This window comes from Serratia nevei (assembly GCF_024160145.1).
GTDB lineage: Bacteria > Pseudomonadota > Gammaproteobacteria > Enterobacterales > Enterobacteriaceae > Serratia > Serratia nevei_A.
The window spans coordinates 1-18,979 of record NZ_JAMYWQ010000025.1 but is presented as its reverse complement, the minus strand read 5'-3'; the positions used below and the strand labels follow the sequence as shown (position 1 = coordinate 18,979).

The following is an 18,979-nucleotide window of genomic DNA, read 5'->3' as shown; positions in this document are numbered from 1 at the left end:
GCGGCGGCGTTAGCTATAGTACGGAGCTCGTCCATGCGTCCCGCTTCGCGCGCGACCGTTGCAAGCCGCATTCAAGTCGGTTCCTGACCGATTTGTCCTGACGGATTTGTCATTATTTACCGAGTCCCCATGTCCAATTCGCGCCGCCTGTTTTTCGCCCTGTCCTTGCCTGATGCCCTGCAACAGCAGGTGATCCGCTGGCGCGCCGAGGCGTTTGCGCCAGAAGCCGGCCGGCCGGTGGCGGCGGCCAATTTGCACCTGACGCTGGCGTTTCTCGGCGAGGTCACCGCACAGAAGGAGCAGGCGCTGCGCAAGCTGGCCGGCCGCATCGTGCAACCCGGCTTCAGCATGCGGCTCGACGATCTCGGCCATTGGCCGCGCCCCGGCGTGGTCTGGCTCGGCACCCGCCGTGCGCCGCGCGGGCTGCTGCAACTGGCTGAACTGCTGCGTTCGCAGGCCGCCCGCAGCGGCTGCCATCAAAACGCGTTGCCGTTCCATCCGCACATCACGCTGCTGCGCGCCGCCACCCAGCCGGTGGCAATCCCGCCGACGACGCCGGGCTGGGCATTCAGCGCCGACGCCTTTTCCTTATATGAGTCGGTGTTCGAAAACGGCCGCACCCGTTATCAACACCTCGAACAGTGGCCACTGGCCAAGCAGGCATCCGCATGATTTTCTCCCCACCGCTGCGTTCCGCCACGCTGATCAAACGCTACAAACGCTTTCTGGCGGACGTGATCACCCCGGAAGGGGAAACCTTTACGCTGCACTGCGCCAATACCGGCGCCATGACCGGCTGCGCCACGCCCGGCGACACCGTTTGGTACTCCACCTCGGACAACCCCAAACGCAAATACGCCCACAGCTGGGAGCTGACCCATACCCAGCAGGGGCACTGGATCTGCGTCAATACCCTGCGCGCCAACGCGCTGGTGCGCGAAGCGATCGAACAGAATTTAATCAATGAATTATCCGGTTACAGTAAAATTAGCGGCGAAGTGAAATACGGCGGTGAAAACAGCCGTATCGATTTGTTATTACAGGCAGAAAATCGGGTTAACTGCTATATTGAAGTTAAGTCAGTCACATTACTGCAACAACAACGTGGTTACTTTCCTGATGCGGTAACGCTCAGAGGGCAAAAGCACCTGCGTGAGTTGCTCAGCGTGGTTGAAAGCGGGCAACGGGCGGTGTTGTTCTTTGCCGTGTTACACAGCGGTATTGAGCAGGTCGCACCGGCACATCATATAGATGAGCGCTATGCGGCGCTGTTGGCACAGGTCCGGCAGTTGGGAGTGGAAGTGATTTGCTATGGGGCAAAATTATCACCTGACGGTATTTATCTCTGCGATAAGCTACCGTTTTTTATCGATTAGCGCAGTCGGGTCCCTATAAATAGACAACCCGCCAGCACGATCGCCAAATACGCCCTCCTTCACACGATTGTCAAGCGGGCGACAGGAATAATTGCCAACCTACCTTCCTTCTGTTATTTATAGCGGCCTGTTTTTCCCCCGCATTGGGGATTCGATAGTGCGTGTGTATGTAGGAGAAGCAACATGCAAGAAGGGCAAAACCGTAAAACCTCGTCCTTGAGCATTCTCGCCATCGCTGGGGTGGAGCCGTACCAAGAGAAGCCGGGCGAAGAGTACATGAACGACGCCCAGTTGTCGCATTTCAAGCGCATTCTTGAAGCGTGGCGCAACCAGCTCAGGGACGAAGTGGACCGTACTGTATCGCATATGCAAGACGAAGCTGCCAACTTCCCGGACCCGGTTGACCGTGCCGCACAGGAAGAAGAGTTCAGCCTTGAACTGCGTAACCGTGACCGTGAACGCAAACTGATCAAAAAGATCGAGAAAACGCTGAAGAAAGTGGAAGACGAAGATTTCGGCTACTGCGAATCTTGCGGCGTGGAGATCGGCATTCGTCGCCTCGAAGCGCGTCCGACCGCCGACCTGTGCATCGACTGCAAGACGCTGGCCGAGATCCGCGAAAAGCAGATGGCCGGCTAATACGTTGTTACCGCTGCGGCGCGCGCCTGCGTGCGCCGCACAGAGAAAAGGGAACCTCTCCCCTCTGATATGCAAGAAAGTCATTATGTGGGGCGCTTTGCCCCATCGCCTTCCGGGGATCTGCATTTCGGTTCGCTGATTGCCGCTCTGGGAAGCTACCTTCAGGCTCGCGCCCAACGCGGGCAGTGGCTGGTTCGCATCGAAGATATCGACCCGCCGCGCGAAGTTCCCGGCGCCGCCGCTCGCATCCTGTCCGCGCTGGAACATTATGGTCTCCACTGGGACGGCCAGGTCATCTATCAATCTCAACGTCATGACGCTTACCGCGCCGCGCTGGATCAGCTGCAGCGCCAGGGGCTCAGCTATTACTGCACCTGCACCCGCAGCCGCATCCAGCACATCGGCGGATTGTACGACGGCCACTGCCGCGACTTGCAACTCGGCCCGCAGGGCGCCGCCATCCGCTTGCGCCAGACCGCACCCGTTTATGGGTTCCACGATCGCCTGCAGGGGGAACTGCACGCCGATCCGGCGCTGGCGGGAGAAGACTTTATCATTCGCCGCCGCGATGGGCTGTTCGCCTACAACCTGGCGGTGGTGATCGACGATCATTTTCAGGGCGTAACCGAGATCGTGCGCGGCGCCGATCTGATCGAACCGACGGTGCGCCAAATCGCCCTCTACCGCCAGCTGCAGGCGCCGGTGCCCGCCTACGTGCATCTGCCGCTGGCGCTGGGCGCCAACGGCATCAAGCTGTCGAAGCAAAACCATGCGCCGGCGCTGCCCGCCGGCGATCCGCGCCCGGTGCTGATCGCCGCGCTGAAATTTCTGCGCCAACCGCTACCGGAAAGCTGGCAAGATATTGACCTGCCATTATTATTGAGCTGGGCGGTCGAACATTGGCGGTTGGAAAACGTGCCGCGTCAGGAGGCGATCCCTCTGGATGAAAACACGCCGGCATTCTCAAAGGAGCCATGGTGAGCTATGATTAGCCGCTATTTTTTGTTAGCTCCATTTTTATCAGTCACTATCGAGGTGTACCATTTTTACCCGAGTAGCCAACTTTTGTCGTAAGGTACTGACCCGCGATGACAAGCTGCCCCGCGACGACGCGGCGGCCGGCGATAAAAACGTAGCCCGCGAAGAGCGTGCCGCGGCGCCAAGCCGCCCTGCGCCGCAGCCGCGTGCCGCCGATAACGGCAACAACGCCCCTGCCCGCCGCTCAACGCCGCGCAAGCGTCCGCCTTTCCCCCTCGCCGAGAGCAACGACTCGATGACCGTGATCCCGCGCGAACAACACTCGATTTCCCGCAAAGACATCAGCGAAAACGCGCTGAAAGTGCTTTATCGCCTGAACAAGTCCGGCTACGAAGCCTATCTGGTCGGCGGCGGCGTGCGCGATTTGCTGCTCGGCAAAAAGCCGAAAGACTTCGACATCACCACCAACGCCACACCTGAGCAAGTGCGCAAACTGTTCCGCAACTGCCGTCTGGTCGGCCGTCGCTTCCGTCTGGCGCACGTGATGTTCGGGCCGGAAATCATCGAAGTGGCCACCTTCCGCGGCCACCACGAGCAGAGTCAGGAATCCGACAAGAACTCGTCCCAGCAGGCGCAAAACGGCATGCTGCTGCGCGACAACATCTTCGGTTCGATCGAAGAAGACGCCCAGCGCCGTGACTTCACCATCAACAGCCTGTATTACGGCGTGGCGGACTTCACCCTGCGCGATTACGTCGGCGGCCTGAACGATCTGAAACAAGGCGTAATTCGCCTGATTGGCGATCCGGAAACCCGCTACCGCGAAGATCCGGTGCGCATGCTGCGCGCGGTGCGCTTCGCCGCCAAGCTGGATATGCGCATCAGCGAAGAGACTGCCGAGCCGATCCCGCGCCTGGCCGCGCTGCTGCATGAGATCCCGCCGGCGCGCCTGTTCGAAGAATCCCTCAAGCTGCTGCAGGCGGGTTACGGTTTCCAGACCTACCTGAAGCTGTGCGAGTATCAGCTGTTCCAACCGCTGTTCCCGCTGATCGCCCGCAACTTCACGCCGAACCACGATACGCCGATGGAGCGCATTCTGGTGCAGGTGCTGAAGAACACCGATCACCGTCTGCAGAACGACATGCGCGTCAACCCGGCCTTCCTGTTTGCCGCCATGCTGTGGTACCCGCTGCTGGAGCACGCGCAGAAGCTGGCGCAGGAAAGCGGCCTGGCCTACTACGATGCCTTCGCGCTGGCGATGAACGACGTACTCGACGAGCAGTGCCGTTCGCTGGCTATCCCGAAACGCATTACCACGCTGGTGCGCGATATCTGGCAGCTGCAACTGCGTCTGTCCCGCCGCCAGGGCAAGCGCGCGCACAAGCTGATGGAACACCCGAAATTCCGCGCCGCCTACGATTTGCTGGCGCTGCGTGCGGAAGTGGAAGACAATCAGGAAATGCTGCGTCTGGCCGAGTGGTGGGGCGAGTTCCAGGACGCCACGCCGGCGCGGCAAAAAGCCATGTTGAGCACCCTGGGTGACGATCCGGCGCCGCGTCGCGCGCGTCAACGCCGTCCTCGCCGCCGGGCACCGCGTAAAGAAGGGGCATAATGATCCGCGTTTATATCGCGCTGGGCAGCAACCTGGCGCAGCCGCTGCAACAGGTTAAAGCCGCACTGGAGGCGCTGGAGCATCTCCCGCGCACCCGGCTGGTCACCTGTTCTTCGTTTTACCGCACCAAGCCGCTGGGGCCGCAAAACCAGCCGGACTTTCTCAACGCGGTGGTGGCGCTGGATACCCTGTTGCCACCCGAACAGCTGCTCGACCATACTCAGGCGATAGAACGCAATCAGGGACGCGTGCGCAAGGATGAACGCTGGGGGCCGCGCACGCTCGATCTGGACATCATGCTGTACGGCGACAAGGTGATCCATACCGAGCGCCTGACGGTGCCGCATTACGGCCTGAAAGAGCGCGAATTCATGCTCTACCCGCTGGCGGAAATCGCCCCCGACCTGATTTTCCCCGATGGCGAACCGCTCGCCAGCTGCCTCAAGCGCGTGCCGGAAAACGGCATGGCGCTGTGGCACCAGCCAAAACCGAAGTCCTGACCCGCCTACAGCGCCAGCCGCGCAACGAACCCGCCCGCCGGGCGATTGGCGAAACTGACCTGTAAACCATGCAAGCCGGCGATACGCTGCACGATCGAGAGCCCCAGCCCGCTGCCGGTTTGCTCCTGCCCCGGCGGGCGATAGAAGCGCTCCCCCAGCCGCGCCAGATGTTCCGTGGTGACTCCCGGACCGTCGTCCTCCACCGTCAGCGAACGTTCGCTCAGCGTCACGGTGACGGCGCCGCCCTGCGGGGTGTAGCGCACCGCGTTGTCCAGCAGGTTGCGCAATAGCAGCGACAGCAGCAAGGCCTGCCCCTGACGCGGTGCCGGCGTTCCCTGCTGTTCATAACGCAGCGCCACGCCCGCCGCATGGGCCTGCCGATCCTGCTCCGCCAGGGTCATCGTCACCAGTTCGTGCCAGTCGATCGGCGCCAGCTCGGCCAGATCCGACAGCGAATCCAGCCGCGACAGCGTCAGCAGCTGATCCACCAGCCGGGTCGCGCGATCGATGCCGACCGTCAGATTGTCCAGCGCGTGCTCACGCATCGGCGCATCGTCCCCCGCCAGTTGCACCACTTCGGTCTGCACCCGCAGCGCCGCCAGCGGGCTGCGCAACTCGTGCGCGGCATCGGAGGTGAAGCGCCGCTCCCGCACCAGCAGAGCGTTGATGCGGGCAAACAGCGCATTGAGCGCATCCACCAGCGGGCGCACCTCGGTCGGCACCTGGCGCGCGTCCAGCGGCGTCGCGTCATCGGGTGCACGCCGGCGCAAACCGGCGGCCACCGTGCGCAGCGGCCGCAGCTCGCGCCCCACCATCAGCGCGATCAGCAGCATCAGCACCGGCAGCGTCGCCAGCCAGGGCACCAGTTGGCCGGTCACCATACCCAGCGCCATATCGCGCCGGTAATCCCACTCCTGACCGACCACGATACGGTAGCGCCCGTCCGGGCTGGTCAGCCACAGCAGGCGCCAGCTATCGTCATCGCCCTTGCGTACACCGTCGGTAAAGCCTTCGCGCTCCCCGTCAAACAGAAAGTCGGCACCGTTCTCGCCGTCGTTGAGCAGCATCTTGCCGTCGCGGTCGAAGATGGCGAACGCCAGCGCATCGTCCTCCTGATCGCCGCGTTTGCCGTGGTGCACCAGCTTCTTGGTCTTCGGCAGGCTGCGCGCACTTTCATCGGCCAGCAGATCGCCGAGGTTGGCGGTTGCCAGCCGTTTGGCAAACAGCATCTGTTGAGTGTCGAACACTTCGTTGATGGTGTTGCGCGACATCACCCAGGCCACCACGCTGGCGGTGCTCCAGGTCAGCAGCGCCAACAGGCTGAAGATCAGGATCAGGCGCAGCCGCAGGCTGAGACGCTTCACGGCGCATCCCCCAGCGTGTAACCCACGCCGTGGATGGTACGGATGAAGCCGTTGCCCAGCTTGCGCCGCAGGTGGTGAATATGCACTTCCACCGCGTTGCTGCTCACCTCGTCATCCCAGTTGTACAGCTTCTCCTGAATGAGCGGCCGCGCCAGCACCCGCCCCTTGTTATGCAGGAACAACTCCAGCACCGCCAGTTCGCGCGGCGTCAGCGTCACCGGCTCGCCGTTGCAGCTCACGCTGCGGGTGGCGCTGTCGAACACTACGTTGCCGTGCGTCAGCTGCGGCATCAGTTGGCCGTGGCGACGGCGGATCAGCGCCTGCAGGCGCGCCGCCACTTCGGCCAGCGCGAACGGCTTGCACAGGTAATCGTCGGCGCCGCTTTGCAGCCCGCTGACCCGCTGCCCCAGTGCGTCGCGGGCGGTGAGGATCAGGACCGGCACGTCCTGCCCGGCCTGGCGCCACTGGCGCAGCAGATCCAGGCCGTCGAGGCCCGGCAGACTGAGATCGAGGATCACCGCATCGTACGGCGCGCTGCCCAGCGCATTTTTGCCGACGACGCCATCGGTAAACCAGTCCAGATTGAAGCCGAGTTTGGTCAACCCGGCCTTGATGCCGTCCCCGATCAGTTTGTCATCTTCGATCAGCAAAATTCGCATGAGTATCCCTTTTGAGTCTTGGCGCCATTGCACCACAAGGTTCTTAAGAACCGCTTAAGCATGGCGATCCGCGCTACCCACCCCGATCGGGTTACAGTAGAATGGCTGCACTTTTTTTGCAGCCCGGGCCTGCGTACGCCGCACGGCCCGTTTCAGGAGACGTTGTGATGAAACCCACCACCGTGACCCACTTGCGCCAGTGGAAACAGGAGCAACGCAAGTTTGCTACCCTTACCGCCTACGATGCCAGCTTTGCCAAACTGTTTGAAGAGCAAGGCATCAAAGTCCTGTTGGTGGGCGATTCGCTGGGCATGACGCTGCAGGGCCACGACTCCACGCTGCCGGTCACCGTCGCCGACGTGGCCTACCACACGCGCGCCGTGCGCCGCGGCGCGCCGGCCTGCCTGCTGCTGGCCGATCTGCCGTTCATGAGTTACGCCACCCCGGAACAGACCTTCGCCAACGCCGCCGAGCTGATGCGCGCCGGCGCCAACATGGTGAAACTGGAAGGCGGCAGCTGGCTGTGCGACACGGTGAAAATGCTCGCCGAGCGCGCGGTGCCGGTGTGCGGCCACCTGGGCCTGACGCCGCAGTCGGTCAACGTGTTCGGCGGCTATAAGGTACAAGGGCGCGACGAGCTGGCCGCCAAACAGCTGTTGCAGGACGCGCAGAATCTGGAACTGGCCGGCATTCAGCTGCTGGTGCTGGAATGCGTGCCGACCGAACTGGCGCGCCAGATCACCGAAGCGCTGTCCATTCCGGTCATCGGCATCGGCGCCGGCAACGGCACCGACGGCCAGATCCTGGTGATGCACGACGCCTTCGGCATCACCGGCGGCCACACGCCGAAGTTCGCCAAGAACTTCCTGGCGCAGAGCGGCGATATCCGCACGGCGGTGCAGCACTACATTCAGGAAGTGGAGCAAGGCCTCTACCCGGCGGCTGAACACTCTTTTAACTAAGCGATGGTTCCAGGAGTCACTCAATGATTATTATCGAAACCCTGCCGATGCTGCGTCAGCAGATCCGCCGCTGGCGCCAGGAAGGCAAACGCATCGCGCTGGTGCCGACCATGGGCAACCTGCACGACGGCCATATGACGCTGGTCGATGAAGCGCGCGCCCGCGCCGATGTGGTGGTGGTGAGCATCTTCGTCAACCCGATGCAGTTCGATCGGCCGGACGACCTGGCGCGCTACCCGCGCACGCTGCAGGAAGACAGCGAGAAGCTGACCCGCCGCGGCGTCGATCTGGTGTTCGCGCCGGCCCCGGCCGCGGTCTATCCGCAAGGGTTGGAGCAGCAGACCTACGTCGACGTGCCGGGCATCTCCGCCATTCTGGAAGGCGCAAGCCGGCCGGGCCACTTCCGCGGCGTATCCACCATCGTCAGCAAGCTGTTCAACCTGGTGCAGCCTGATTTGGCCTGCTTCGGCGAGAAGGATTACCAACAGCTGGCGCTGATCCGCAAAATGGTGGCAGACATGGGTTACGACATCGACATCGTCGGCGTGCCGACCGTGCGCGCCAAAGACGGCCTGGCCCTCAGCTCGCGCAACGGCTACCTGACCGCCGAAGAGCGCAAGGTCGCCCCGCAGCTGAGCAAGATCATGAACGCGCTGGCGCAGCAGTTGGCCAATGGCGAACGCCATGTCGATGAGCTGCTGGAGCAGACCGCCGAGCAGTTGCGCGCCGCCGGCTTCACGCCGGACGAGCTGTTTATTCGCGACGCCGACAGCCTGCAGCCGCTGACGGTAGACAGCCAGCGTGCGGTGGTGCTGATGGCCGCCTGGCTGGGCAAGGCACGTCTTATCGACAACCAGCAGGTCGACCTGACGCTGTAAGCCGTTTTTTGTACTGTCGTCACCCTGAAACCCTGTCCATTGGTGGACAATGGCGGGGCAATCGGTGACGATAGAGATTGCAGGGATGCAGGAGAGATGTTCAACCCCAGCGCCTGTGAAGGCCGATATTCAGTTAGGTAAAGCTATGATACGTACTATGCTGCAAGGCAAGCTGCATCGCGTCAAAGTCACTCAGGCTGACTTGCACTATGAAGGATCCTGCGCCATCGACCAGGATTTCCTGGAGGCCGCCGGCATTCTGGAATATGAAGCGATCGATATTTACAACGTGGATAACGGCCAGCGCTTCTCCACCTACGCCATCGCCGCCGAGCGCGGTTCGCGCATCATTTCGGTGAACGGCGCCGCCGCGCGCTGCGCCTGCGTGGGCGACAAACTGATCATCTGCTCCTATGTGCAAATGAGCGACGCCGACGCCCGCCAACATCACCCGAAAGTCGCCTACTTCGAAGGGGACAACAACCTGCAGCGCAAGGCGAAAGCCGTGCCGGTTCAGGTCGCCTGACAATAAAAACGGGCGCCTTGCGCGCCCGTTCTTCCTTACTGCACCATCGTGCCCGGTTTGTTGGCTATCCGATCCGCCATGGTCTGGATCGAGTCGGTGCGCAGAATATAAAGCCGTTTCAGCGTATAGGGGTTATCCCCCGGCTTCACCTTGCCCTGCACCGTGGTGACCGCCATATGGAAACCGGCATCCTGCGCCGCCTGAATAGCCCGCTGGTTGTAACCGCCGAACGGATAGGACAGATACAGCACGTGCGGATTGAACTGCGACAGCGCGCGGCGCGAACGCTCGAAATCGAACTCGATATTGTGCAGAGAGCGGCTCAGCAAAATCGGCTGGCGATTGCCGTCGGTGCGGTGCAGGAAATGGGTGTGCGACTGCACGTCGAACACGTCCTGAAGCTGCTTCAGCTCCGAGATGCTCATAAACTGCAGCGAGTCCGGGTTCCATTTCTGCGGGTGGCGTTTGATGCGCGAAGAGATGATGAATGCCGTCGCGCGGAAACCGTAATCCTTCAGCACCGGATAAGCGTAGCGATAAACCGATTTCAGCCCGTCGTCGAAGGTCAGCACGATCGCTTTGCCCGGCAGGTTGATCTGGTTCTTCAGGTAGGCTTCCAGCTGATACAGCGAAATGGTGTCGTAACCCGCCTGCTTCAGGTAGGTCATCTGGTTGCTGAACGCCACGTCTGAAGTGGTGGTCGAGGTGTGGCGAAAACGCTTGTTCTCTTCGTTTTTCAGCAGGTGGTGATAAGTCAGCACCGGTATGCCGTTATCGATCTCGCAGTCCAGCTCATTGACGTATCCCAGCCGATCGCCGATGTTAACCTCATACCAGGTGTTGTTCAGCCGGTCCTTCAGCTTGCCGATGATCGGATAGCGCAGGTTGCCTTCCAGCGTGCCGAAGACCTCGCTGTTCTTGTCCGCCGCGGTGTAAACGTCGATCGCCTTTTGGGTGATCAGATTTTGATTGGTCAGCGGCTTGTTCAGCTCGCCCAGATCGTCCTGCACCTTGCGCGACTTTTTCAGCTCACGCACGTCGTCCTTATCGATAAAACCGGTGCCGTGCCCGAATTTGAATTCGTAGTATTCCGCATCTGCCGGGAACACCTGGATCAGCTGGCCGCGCTTCACTTCTCCGACCGGGATCACATGCTCGCCCACCAGCGCATAGACTTCGCTGTCGCGCTGCGCTTCCATGTATTCAGATTTAACCGCGCTGTCTTCCGACAGCAGATTCGCCAGGCTCACAGGGGAAACCAACGACATCAGAATGCCGAGTAACCCAGCCGCTAACTTGTATTGAGGCCGCATGATGATGTTCTGCTTACGAGTACGTAATAACAAAAGTGAAGGAAATGTGGAGCGCCAGCATAGCACGATTTGAACAGCGGGGAACTAGCGGTTATTTGAGCAATTCTATTGATTTACGCGCCGCCTGCGCCAAATCAAGAAAAGCGCCCTCGCCGGGAAAGCGAGGGCGCAATACGATCAGCTGCGCAGGCCGCGGCCGCGCTCGATCAGGTACCAGGACAGCAGATAGAACACCGCGATAAACGCCACCAACACCGCCAGGGTGAACGCCAGCGGCACATCGTTGATGCCGAGGAAACCGTAGCGGAAACCGCTGATCATATAGACGATGGGGTTCAGTTTGGACACCGCCTGCCAGAATGGCGGCAGCAGCGACAGCGAGTAGAACACCCCGCCCAGGTAGGTCAGCGGCGTCAGGACGAAGGTCGGGATCAGGCTGATGTCGTCGAAGGTGGTGGCGAACACCGCGTTGATCAGCCCCGCCAGCGAGAACAGGATCGCCGTTAACAACAGCGTCAGCGCAATCACCCACCAGGCGTGCACCTGCAGCGGCACGAAGAACAGCGAGATGATGGTCACCAGCACGCCGACGCAGATGCCGCGCGCCACGCCGCCGCCAACATAGCCGGCGATCACCACGTGGGTCGGCACCGGCGCCACCAGCAGTTCTTCAATGTTGCGCTGGAACTTGGCGCTGAAGAACGACGAGGCGACGTTGGCGTAGGAGTTGGTGATCACCGCCATCATGATAAGGCCGGGCACGATGAACTGCATGTAACTGAAGCCGTGCATATCGCCGATGCGCGAGCCGATCAGGTTGCCGAAAATGATGAAGTACAGCGTCATGGTGATCACCGGCGGCACCAAAGTCTGGATCCAGATGCGCGCGAAGCGGTTCACCTCTTTGGCCCAAATACTCTGTAAGGCCACCCAATACAAACGCGTCATGCTTTCTCTCCATTGCCGTTAACCAGGGTGACAAACAGTTCTTCCAGGCGGTTCGCCTTGTTGCGCATGCTCAGCACCTGCACGCCCTGCGCGCTCAGTTGGGCGAACAGGCCGTTCAGCCCTTGCTCGCGCATCACCTCCACTTCCAGCGTGGAGGTATCCGTCAGGCGGCTGCGGTAACCGTCCAGCTTCGGCAACGGGCTCTTCGCCGCCAGATCAAGGATGAAGGTTTCCGACTTCAGTTTGGCCAGCAGCCCCTTCATCGAGGTGTTTTCCACCAGTTCCCCGTTCTGGATGATGCCGATGTTGCGGCACAGCATCTCCGCTTCTTCCAGATAGTGGGTGGTGAGGATGATGGTAGTGCCCTGGGCGTTCAGCTCTTTCAGGAAGCCCCACATCGAACGGCGCAGCTCGATATCCACCCCGGCGGTCGGCTCATCGAGGATCAGCAGCTTCGGCTGATGCATCAACGCGCGGGCGATCATCAGGCGGCGCTTCATGCCGCCGGACAGCATGCGGGCGCGCTCGTTGCGCTTGCCCCACAGGTCCAGCTGATTGAGGTATTTTTCGGCGCGCGCCATCGCTTCACGCCGCGTAACGCCGTAGTAACCCGCCTGGTTCACCACGATCTGCAACACGGTCTCGAACGGGTTGAAGTTGAACTCCTGCGGCACCAGGCCGAGCTGGCGCTTGGCGTTGACGATGTCTTTATCGATGTCGTAACCGAACACCCGCACGCTGCCGGCGGTTTTGTTCACCAGCGAGCTGATGATGCCGATGGTGGTGGATTTGCCGGCGCCGTTTGGCCCCAGCAGGGCATAAAAGTCCCCCGCCTCGACGCTCAGGTCGATGCCGCGCAGCGCCTTGACGCCACCGGCGTAAGTCTTGGTCAGCTGCGCTAATTCCAGTGCATAATTCATAATTTAAAATAGTACCTTATGACGATGAGTATGCCGCCGCGCCCCTGTTTGCGAGGCTTGAAACAATAACGATAATCCTAGCATCGGCAACGTTTCCACCGCGTCGAATCCGTGCGGAAAATGAGGTTGCACCACTGTTCCGATTTCCAAATTGTGACGCTTACCCTATATTACCCCAACGCAATCTGTTCGTTACGAGCCAATAACCTCCATGAAAGAAATCGAAGAGCTTATCGCCAACAACCAAGCCTGGTCGGCCAGCATCAGTCAGGAAGACCCGGAATTTTTTGAACGTTTAGCCCAGGCGCAAAAGCCCCGTTTCTTATGGATTGGTTGCTCTGACAGCCGCGTTCCCGCAGAACGCCTGACCGGCCTCGAGCCGGGTGAACTGTTCGTCCATCGCAACGTGGCGAACCTCGTTATCCATACCGATCTTAACTGCCTGTCGGTGGTGCAGTATGCGGTAGATGTGCTGGAAGTCGAACACATCATCATCTGCGGCCACCTCGGCTGCGGCGGCGTGCAGGCGGCGGTGGAAAACCCGGAGCTGGGGTTGATCGACAACTGGCTGCTGCACATTCGCGATCTGTGGTACAAGCACAGCTCGCTGCTGGGCGAGCTGCCGCCGGAGCAGCGTTTCGACATGCTGTGCGAGATCAACGTCATTGAGCAGGTGTACAACCTGGGCCATTCCACCATCATGCAGTCCGCCTGGAAGCGCGGCCAGAAGGTGATGATCCACGGTTGGGTGTACGGCATTCAGGACGGCCGTCTACGTGATATGGAAGTGCTGGCGACCAGCCGCGAGAGCCTGGAGATGGGCTACCGCAAGGCGATAGCCAAACTGAAGCAGGATAAGGGCGTATAATCCCGCCGCGGGCGCGGCCAACCGCGCCCCACATCAATTACTCGTCCAGCAGCACCACTTTGCCGACGTACGGCAGGTGGCGGTAACGCTGAGCGTAGTCGATGCCATACCCCACCACGAACTCATCCGGAATCGAGAAGCCGACATATTCGACCGGCACCTGCACTTCACGGCGCTCAGGCTTGTCCAGCAAGGTGCAAATCGCCAGCGATTTCGGCCCGCGCAGCGCCAAAATCTCGCGCACTTTGTTCAGCGTGTTGCCGGAATCGATGATGTCTTCCACGATCAGCACGTCTTTGCCGCGAATGTCTTCGTCCAGATCCTTGAGGATCTTCACGTCGCGGGTGGTGGACATGCCGCTGCCGTAGCTGGAGGCCGTCATAAAGTCGACTTCGTGCGGCACGTCGATCGCGCGGCACAGATCGGCCATGAACATGAAGGAGCCGCGCAGCAGCCCGACCAGCACCATGTCGCTTCCGCTGTCGCGGTAATGTTCGGTGATCTGGCGGCCAAGTTCGGCGATACGGGTCTTAACTTCCTGCTCGGAAATCATTACGTCTACAGTGTGTTTCATAGTATTCAGGTCAGTTGCCGGAAGAAAGGCGCAGAGTTTAGCATAGGCCGTTACGACTTGCCTCTCTCCCGGACAGGGGAGTTTTCTTTATTAAGGGTATTCCTGACGAGCGTGCAGGACACTCACTATTTCAATATGTGCAGCCAGCACGCGGTAAACCACAATGTAATTAGGATGAACAACCATTTCACGAGTCCCGTTCACCCTGCCTGGCCTGAATAGATAAGGATGTTCCGCTAACGGGATAACCGACTCTTCAATGCGTTGCAACAAAGCCTCTGCGGCAAGTGGATTTCGCTCAGCGATAAAAGCCAGCAGCGTATATAAACCCGTTTTTGCTTCGTCAGTCCATTTGACGGTTAACATAAGGGTCAGGCCGATTTTCTTTTGGCTTTCGCCTGCTCGATAATGTGACGAGCGCCGGCCATGACTTCGTCATGGGGAATACGGGGGGAGTCGCTATTGATGGAAGATTCCACGGTGCTTCTGAACCAACGATCGTAGCTATCAGCCTGCTCTTGAGTCTCAAACTCAGAAACGATGGGATCCAATTTTGTCGGCATGACGCACTCCTCAACAGCTGATATTTTAATCAGTATAACGGCTTCCTTTCATTGAACCAAGCGGTGGCGACGCGAGCGCGCCACCACCGGAGCACCGGGCCGCCATCAATCGGCGACGGTGAAGCCCATCATCATGCCGGTATCTTCATGTTCCAACAGGTGGCAGTGGGCCATGTACGCATGTTCGCTGCTGGCCGGATGGTCGAAACGCACCAGCACTTCGCTGCGCCACCCTTCGACGCGCACCGTGTCCTTCCAGCCGCTGCGATGCGCCGCCGGCGGTTTGCCGTTTTCCGACAGGATACGGAACTGGGTACCGTGAATGTGGAACGGGTGCAGCATCATGTCGCCCTCGCCGGAAATGGTCCACTTTTCATACTGGCCCCGTTTGGCGGCGAACATCGGCTTGGCCATATCGAAGGCCTTGCCGTTGATCATGTTGCCGTGGCTGAAGTCGAACGGTTTGGCTTTGCCCGGCGCACCGCCGTGATCCATCCCGGCCATCTTGCCATGATCCCTGCCCTTCATGTTGCCCATGCTGGCGTGGTCCATGCCCTGCATGCCGCCCTTCTCCATGCCTTTCATCTCTTCGCCGCCCGTCGCGCCATGATCCATGCTCATGCCGGCCATCGCCTGGTGACCATAGCGATCCATCAGCGCCTGCATGCCCAGCCTATCCAGCTGCGGATCCATCATCAGCTGCAGCCAACGCTCCTGGATACCGGTGGTGGCAGGCAATGTCGGCAGCTTCACCAGGCTGTCCGGCATGGTTTTGATGCCCTGCGCCAGCGACGGCTGAATGCGTAACACCGGCAGCGGTTGATCGAACGGCGCCAGCGTCATGCCCATCTGCTTCACCGGCAGCGTCACGATGTCGAACGCTTTCCCATCAGAGGCGTCAACCAGCACTTCAAAGCGTTCGCCCATCAGCATCGGCAGCTCGGTCAGTTTCACCGGCTCCGCCAGGAAACCGCCGTCACTGGCGATAACGTACAGCGGGCGGTGGTCGCTGGCAGCCAGATTCAGCGAGCGGGCATTGCAGCCGTTGAGGAAACGCAGGCGCAGCCAACCGCGCGGCGCCAGATGGTGTGGATACTGCGCGCCGTTGGTGAACATGCGATCGCCAAACCAGCCCACCGCCGCACTCATCACGTCCAGGCGGTATTCGATCTGCGCGTCTTTGCCCAGCCGCTTATCCTGCAGGATCACCGGAATATCATCCTGCCCCCAGGTTTTCGGCAGCGGCAGTGTGGCGCTCTCTTCGTCTTCCAGCAGCACCAGTCCCGCCAGCCCCATCATCACCTGGCTGCCGGTTTTACCGTGGGTATGTGGGTGGAACCAGCAGGTGGCCGCCGGTTGATCGACGGTGAAACTCACCGTGCGCGTCGCGCCGGGATGGATCAGCGCCTGCGGGCCGCCATCGACGTCGCCGGGAATTTCCAGGCCGTGCCAGTGGACGGTGCTGGCCTCCGCCAGGCTGTTTTTGATATCGACCGTCACCGGCCGGCCACGCTGCAGCTTCACCGCCGGCCCGAGCAGCGCGCCGTTGAATCCCCAGGTTTTGGTGGCGGCGCCGGGCAACCAGCGGGTTTCCCCCGCCTGCAGCGCCAGCGCAATCTTACCCTGCGCGTCCGGCGTCAACAGCGGCGGCACCGGCAGGGCCGGCCGGTCGGCCGCCCAGGCGGCCCGGCTCCATAACGGCAAGGCGCTCGCGGCGCCCAGCGCGGCGGTTAATTTAATAAAATCACGGCGTAACATCGCTGGCTCCCTTTTCTCAGTGACATGACTCAATGCCGCCAGCCTAAACCTTCCCCCTGGCGGAAGGTCAAGCCATTCCTGGCGCTATTTTAAGCTATGTCTCACAATCAACAGAGCGCCACCGGCGAACGTTCACCCGGCCCGGCAGCAATAAAATTTGGTGCCTTTACAGGCAAGTGTGGTAACGTCTGCAGACAACAAACAGGCCTATTTCATGATGAAAAAAACAACGTTATCGATGCTGTTGCTGGCGATGCTGGGCTTCTCCAACGCCAGTCTGGCGCTGAATGAATCCGAGGCGGAAGATCTGGCCGATCTGACGGCGGTATTTATTTATTTGAAAAATGATTGCGGCTACAACGATTTGCCAAATGCGCAAATCAAGCGCGCTATCGTCTATTTCGCCCAACAAAACCGCTGGGATTTAAGCAACTACAACAGCTTCAATATGAAGGCGCTGGGCGAAGACAGCTATCGCGATCTCAGCGGCATCGCCATTCCAACGCCTAAAAAGTGCAAATCGCTGGCACGCGACTCCTTGAGCCTGCTGGCTTACGCCAATTAATTCCCTCCCCCTCTCCCGCCCGTTTTCCGCTCTCTCTGTCTGAAATTCAACCGTGCATCGCCAGGCAGAGTTAGCTATGATGTTGCGCCGATTTTTCATGGCTGTTATTACGGAGTTTCCCGCACATGACCCAGAAAGAAATTTGGTACGAAACGCTGCATACCGGCTTCGGCCAGTACTTCTCGGTAGAGAAGGTGCTGTACCGCGAGAAGACCGATCATCAGGATCTGGTGATCTTCGAGAACCCGGTGCTGGGGCGCGTGATGGCGCTCGACGGCGTAGTGCAAACCACCGAGCGTGACGAGTTCATCTATCACGAAATGCTGACCCACGTGCCGCTGCTGGCGCACGGCGCGGCGAAGAAAGTGCTGATCATCGGCGGCGGCGACGGCGGCATGCTGCGCGAAGTCAGCCGGCACCCTGGCGTGGAACAGATCACCATGGTCGAGATCGACGCCGGTGTCGTCGAGTTCTGCCGCCAGTACCTGCCCAACCACAGCGCCGGCGCCTATGACGATCCGCGCTTCAGGCTGGTGATCGACGATGGCGTCAACTTCGTGAACCAAAGCGACGATACGTTCGATGTGATCATCTCTGACTGCACCGATCCGATCGGCCCCGGCGAAAGCCTGTTCACCTCGGCGTTTTATGAAGGCTGCGCCCGCCGCCTGAATGAGGGCGGCATTTTTGTCGCGCAAAACGGCGTCTGTTTCCTGCAGCAGGACGAGGCGGTCAACAGTCACGCCAAACTGAGCCACTACTTTAGCGACGTCAGCTTCTATCAGGCGGCGATCCCGACCTATTACGGCGGCATCATGACCTTTGCCTGGGCGAGCCAGAACCCGGCGCTACGCCGGCTCGATCTGCCTACCCTGCAACAGCGCTTTAACCAAAGCGGCCTACACAGCCGTTATTACAACCCGGCAATTCACATCGGCAGTTTTGCCCTGCCGCAGTATTTGCTCAATGCCCTGAACGTAACACGTTAAGCGAGAAGATAAGGAGGTGGCCCAAATTGCATAAGCTAAAACTGCACGGCTTCAACAACCTGACCAAGAGCCTGAGTTTTTGTATTTACGATATTTGTTACGCCAAGACTGCGGACGATCGCGACGGCTATATCGCCTACATTGACGAACAATATAATGCCAACCGGCTGACCGAGATCCTGAGCGAGACCTGCTCAATCATCGGCGCCAATATTCTGAACATCGCACGTCAGGACTACGAGCCGCAGGGCGCCAGCGTCACCATCCTGGTCAGCGAAGAGCCGATCGATCCGAAAGACGTCGATACGTCGGAACACCCCGGCCCGCTGCCGAACAGCGTCGTCGCGCACCTGGACAAGAGCCACATCTGCGTACACACCTACCCGGAAAGCCATCCGGAAGGCGGGCTGTGTACCTTTCGCGCCGATATCGAAGTCTCGACCTGCGGCGTCATTTCGCCCCTCAAGGCGCTGAACTACTTAATTCACCAGTTGGAATCCGACATCGTCACCATGGACTATCGCGTGCGCGGTTTTACCCGCGACGTGAATGGCGTGAAACATTACATCGATCATGAGATCAATTCGATCCAGAACTTTATGTCGGAAGACATCAAGGCGCTGTACCACATGATGGACGTGAACGTTTATCAGGAAAATATCTTTCATACCAAGATGTTGCTGAAGGATTTCGATCTGAAGCACTACCTGTTCAACGCGGAACCGGAGGCGCTGAGCGCCGCCGAACGCAAACGGATCACCGATCTGTTATGGAAAGAGATGCAGGAAATCTATTACGGCTGCAATATTCCGCATTTGTAATGGAAAGGGCGCGGCACTGAACTGCCCCCCATAAGTTGGACGATGTAAATTCAGGCGGCCTTCGTGGCCTGAGTTCGATACTCTACCGGACTCAGGCCTTTTAGTTTCTCTCTGAGGCGGTCATGGTTGTAGTAATCAATGTAGTGCTCTATTTCTTTTGCCAGGT

23 protein-coding genes are annotated in these 18,979 nt (G+C 59.9%); 13 read left to right on the top strand and 10 right to left on the bottom strand.

What is annotated here, in order from left to right; genetic code table 11:
• The first annotated feature begins 129 nt into the window (after positions 1-129).
• The 6 genes from thpR to folK all read left to right on the top strand — a co-directional run bounded on the left by thpR (position 130) and on the right by folK (position 5,105).
• Entirely contained in the window at positions 130-672 is a 543-nt protein-coding gene (gene thpR, locus M6G53_RS16995; protein ID WP_253333166.1) for an RNA 2',3'-cyclic phosphodiesterase, read from the top strand.
• Positions 669-1,376, top strand: a complete 708-nt coding sequence (gene sfsA, locus M6G53_RS16990) for a DNA/RNA nuclease SfsA (protein ID WP_253333165.1) — start codon at positions 669-671, stop codon at positions 1,374-1,376. Before thpR ends, sfsA begins: the two co-directional genes overlap by 4 nt.
• A 183-nt stretch (positions 1,377-1,559) precedes the next feature.
• Complete coding sequence (dksA, locus tag M6G53_RS16985; RefSeq protein ID WP_061798640.1) at positions 1,560-2,015, top strand: RNA polymerase-binding protein DksA; 456 nt, start codon at positions 1,560-1,562, stop codon at positions 2,013-2,015.
• A gap of 69 nt (positions 2,016-2,084) precedes the next feature.
• A complete protein-coding gene (gluQRS, locus tag M6G53_RS16980; RefSeq protein WP_253333164.1) occupies positions 2,085-2,996 on the top strand; it encodes a tRNA glutamyl-Q(34) synthetase GluQRS in 912 nt (303 codons plus the stop codon).
• A gap of 61 nt (positions 2,997-3,057) precedes the next feature.
• Positions 3,058-4,605 (top strand): polynucleotide adenylyltransferase PcnB, encoded by a 1,548-nt coding sequence (gene pcnB / locus M6G53_RS16975; RefSeq protein ID WP_436286529.1) that lies wholly within the window; start codon positions 3,058-3,060, stop codon positions 4,603-4,605.
• Positions 4,605-5,105, top strand: a complete 501-nt coding sequence (folK, locus tag M6G53_RS16970) for a 2-amino-4-hydroxy-6-hydroxymethyldihydropteridine diphosphokinase (RefSeq protein WP_019456064.1) — start codon at positions 4,605-4,607, stop codon at positions 5,103-5,105. The genes pcnB and folK overlap by 1 nt, the downstream gene beginning before the upstream one ends.
• A gap of 5 nt (positions 5,106-5,110) precedes the next feature.
• Here folK and qseC read toward each other — a convergent pair whose 3' ends face one another.
• Positions 5,111-6,469 (bottom strand): quorum sensing histidine kinase QseC, encoded by a 1,359-nt coding sequence (gene qseC, locus M6G53_RS16965; protein WP_253333162.1) that lies wholly within the window; start codon positions 6,467-6,469, stop codon positions 5,111-5,113.
• The gene (gene qseB / locus M6G53_RS16960) at positions 6,466-7,128 is read right to left on the bottom strand and encodes a quorum sensing response regulator transcription factor QseB (RefSeq protein ID WP_253333161.1); all 663 of its coding nucleotides are present in this window, start codon (positions 7,126-7,128) and stop codon (positions 6,466-6,468) included. The genes qseC and qseB overlap by 4 nt, the downstream gene beginning before the upstream one ends.
• A 167-nt stretch (positions 7,129-7,295) precedes the next feature.
• Between qseB and panB the strand changes: the two genes are divergently transcribed.
• The 3 genes from panB to panD all read left to right on the top strand — a co-directional run bounded on the left by panB (position 7,296) and on the right by panD (position 9,494).
• On the top strand, positions 7,296-8,090 hold the full coding sequence (panB, locus tag M6G53_RS16955) for a 3-methyl-2-oxobutanoate hydroxymethyltransferase (RefSeq protein WP_004937548.1): 795 nt from the start codon (positions 7,296-7,298) through the stop codon (positions 8,088-8,090).
• A 23-nt stretch (positions 8,091-8,113) separates the two neighbouring features.
• Positions 8,114-8,968, top strand: a complete 855-nt coding sequence (gene panC, locus M6G53_RS16950; protein ID WP_253333160.1) for a pantoate--beta-alanine ligase — start codon at positions 8,114-8,116, stop codon at positions 8,966-8,968.
• Positions 8,969-9,113: 145 nt separating this feature from the next.
• Positions 9,114-9,494 carry an aspartate 1-decarboxylase gene (panD, locus tag M6G53_RS16945; protein ID WP_037416822.1) on the top strand — a complete coding sequence of 127 codons (381 nt, stop codon included), beginning with the start codon at positions 9,114-9,116 and terminating at the stop codon, positions 9,492-9,494.
• Positions 9,495-9,529: 35 nt separating this feature from the next.
• Here the strand turns inward: panD and M6G53_RS16940 are convergent, their stop codons facing one another.
• The 3 genes from M6G53_RS16940 to M6G53_RS16930 form a co-directional block, all read right to left on the bottom strand.
• The gene (locus M6G53_RS16940; RefSeq protein WP_253333159.1) at positions 9,530-10,807 is read right to left on the bottom strand and encodes a polysaccharide deacetylase family protein; all 1,278 of its coding nucleotides are present in this window, start codon (positions 10,805-10,807) and stop codon (positions 9,530-9,532) included.
• Positions 10,808-10,984: 177 nt separating this feature from the next.
• On the bottom strand, positions 10,985-11,755 hold the full coding sequence (locus tag M6G53_RS16935; protein WP_253333158.1) for an ABC transporter permease: 771 nt from the start codon (positions 11,753-11,755) through the stop codon (positions 10,985-10,987).
• Positions 11,752-12,675 carry an ABC transporter ATP-binding protein gene (locus M6G53_RS16930; protein WP_033644695.1) on the bottom strand — a complete coding sequence of 308 codons (924 nt, stop codon included), beginning with the start codon at positions 12,673-12,675 and terminating at the stop codon, positions 11,752-11,754. The genes M6G53_RS16935 and M6G53_RS16930 overlap by 4 nt, the downstream gene beginning before the upstream one ends.
• A 211-nt stretch (positions 12,676-12,886) precedes the next feature.
• On the opposite strand from M6G53_RS16930, the gene can reads away from it, so the two are divergent.
• The gene (gene can / locus M6G53_RS16925; RefSeq protein WP_019456069.1) at positions 12,887-13,543 is read left to right on the top strand and encodes a carbonate dehydratase; all 657 of its coding nucleotides are present in this window, start codon (positions 12,887-12,889) and stop codon (positions 13,541-13,543) included.
• A 37-nt stretch (positions 13,544-13,580) separates the two neighbouring features.
• Here can and hpt read toward each other — a convergent pair whose 3' ends face one another.
• From hpt to cueO, 4 genes are all read right to left on the bottom strand, one after another.
• Positions 13,581-14,117 carry a hypoxanthine phosphoribosyltransferase gene (gene hpt, locus M6G53_RS16920; RefSeq protein WP_048234659.1) on the bottom strand — a complete coding sequence of 179 codons (537 nt, stop codon included), beginning with the start codon at positions 14,115-14,117 and terminating at the stop codon, positions 13,581-13,583.
• A 90-nt stretch (positions 14,118-14,207) separates the two neighbouring features.
• On the bottom strand, positions 14,208-14,483 hold the full coding sequence (locus M6G53_RS16915) for a type II toxin-antitoxin system RelE/ParE family toxin (protein ID WP_049208401.1): 276 nt from the start codon (positions 14,481-14,483) through the stop codon (positions 14,208-14,210).
• 5 nt (positions 14,484-14,488) lie between these two features.
• On the bottom strand, positions 14,489-14,680 hold the full coding sequence (relB, locus tag M6G53_RS16910) for a type II toxin-antitoxin system RelB family antitoxin (protein WP_049200097.1): 192 nt from the start codon (positions 14,678-14,680) through the stop codon (positions 14,489-14,491).
• Positions 14,681-14,785: 105 nt separating this feature from the next.
• A complete protein-coding gene (cueO, locus tag M6G53_RS16905; protein ID WP_253333157.1) occupies positions 14,786-16,438 on the bottom strand; it encodes a multicopper oxidase CueO in 1,653 nt (550 codons plus the stop codon).
• 217 nt (positions 16,439-16,655) lie between these two features.
• Here cueO and M6G53_RS16900 point away from each other — a divergent pair, with 217 nt between their 5' ends.
• The 3 genes from M6G53_RS16900 (at position 16,656) to speD (ending at position 18,813) form a co-directional block, all read left to right on the top strand.
• Positions 16,656-17,003, top strand: coding sequence for a YacC family pilotin-like protein (locus tag M6G53_RS16900; protein WP_004937515.1), 348 nt, complete (start codon positions 16,656-16,658; stop codon positions 17,001-17,003).
• Positions 17,004-17,128: 125 nt separating this feature from the next.
• Entirely contained in the window at positions 17,129-17,992 is an 864-nt protein-coding gene (speE, locus tag M6G53_RS16895; RefSeq protein WP_253333156.1) for a polyamine aminopropyltransferase, read from the top strand.
• A gap of 26 nt (positions 17,993-18,018) precedes the next feature.
• Entirely contained in the window at positions 18,019-18,813 is a 795-nt protein-coding gene (gene speD / locus M6G53_RS16890; protein ID WP_253333155.1) for an adenosylmethionine decarboxylase, read from the top strand.
• 50 nt (positions 18,814-18,863) lie between these two features.
• Here the strand turns inward: speD and M6G53_RS16885 are convergent.
• The coding region (locus M6G53_RS16885) for an IS3 family transposase (protein WP_253333246.1) at positions 18,864-18,979 on the bottom strand (116 nt) is incomplete at its 5' end.

What these genes read in the sequence shown, in the direction of transcription:
- panC (WP_253333160.1), top strand. Translation starts at nt 8,114, where the DNA reads ATGATTATTATCGAAACCCTGCCGATGCTGCGTCAGCAGATCCGCCGC.
- M6G53_RS16935 (WP_253333158.1), bottom strand. Translation starts at nt 11,755, where the DNA reads ATGACGCGTTTGTATTGGGTGGCCTTACAGAGTATTTGGGCCAAAGAG.
- sfsA (WP_253333165.1), top strand. Translation starts at nt 669, where the DNA reads ATGATTTTCTCCCCACCGCTGCGTTCCGCCACGCTGATCAAACGCTAC.
- qseB (WP_253333161.1), bottom strand. Translation starts at nt 7,128, where the DNA reads ATGCGAATTTTGCTGATCGAAGATGACAAACTGATCGGGGACGGCATC.
- M6G53_RS16930 (WP_033644695.1), bottom strand. Translation starts at nt 12,675, where the DNA reads ATGAATTATGCACTGGAATTAGCGCAGCTGACCAAGACTTACGCCGGT.
- panB (WP_004937548.1), top strand. Translation starts at nt 7,296, where the DNA reads ATGAAACCCACCACCGTGACCCACTTGCGCCAGTGGAAACAGGAGCAA.
- can (WP_019456069.1), top strand. Translation starts at nt 12,887, where the DNA reads ATGAAAGAAATCGAAGAGCTTATCGCCAACAACCAAGCCTGGTCGGCC.
- panD (WP_037416822.1), top strand. Translation starts at nt 9,114, where the DNA reads ATGATACGTACTATGCTGCAAGGCAAGCTGCATCGCGTCAAAGTCACT.
- dksA (WP_061798640.1), top strand. Translation starts at nt 1,560, where the DNA reads ATGCAAGAAGGGCAAAACCGTAAAACCTCGTCCTTGAGCATTCTCGCC.
- hpt (WP_048234659.1), bottom strand. Translation starts at nt 14,117, where the DNA reads ATGAAACACACTGTAGACGTAATGATTTCCGAGCAGGAAGTTAAGACC.
- folK (WP_019456064.1), top strand. Translation starts at nt 4,605, where the DNA reads ATGATCCGCGTTTATATCGCGCTGGGCAGCAACCTGGCGCAGCCGCTG.
- M6G53_RS16940 (WP_253333159.1), bottom strand. Translation starts at nt 10,807, where the DNA reads ATGCGGCCTCAATACAAGTTAGCGGCTGGGTTACTCGGCATTCTGATG.
- M6G53_RS16900 (WP_004937515.1), top strand. Translation starts at nt 16,656, where the DNA reads ATGAAAAAAACAACGTTATCGATGCTGTTGCTGGCGATGCTGGGCTTC.
- M6G53_RS16915 (WP_049208401.1), bottom strand. Translation starts at nt 14,483, where the DNA reads ATGTTAACCGTCAAATGGACTGACGAAGCAAAAACGGGTTTATATACG.
- speE (WP_253333156.1), top strand. Translation starts at nt 17,129, where the DNA reads ATGACCCAGAAAGAAATTTGGTACGAAACGCTGCATACCGGCTTCGGC.
- gluQRS (WP_253333164.1), top strand. Translation starts at nt 2,085, where the DNA reads ATGCAAGAAAGTCATTATGTGGGGCGCTTTGCCCCATCGCCTTCCGGG.
- cueO (WP_253333157.1), bottom strand. Translation starts at nt 16,438, where the DNA reads ATGTTACGCCGTGATTTTATTAAATTAACCGCCGCGCTGGGCGCCGCG.
- thpR (WP_253333166.1), top strand. Translation starts at nt 130, where the DNA reads ATGTCCAATTCGCGCCGCCTGTTTTTCGCCCTGTCCTTGCCTGATGCC.
- relB (WP_049200097.1), bottom strand. Translation starts at nt 14,680, where the DNA reads ATGCCGACAAAATTGGATCCCATCGTTTCTGAGTTTGAGACTCAAGAG.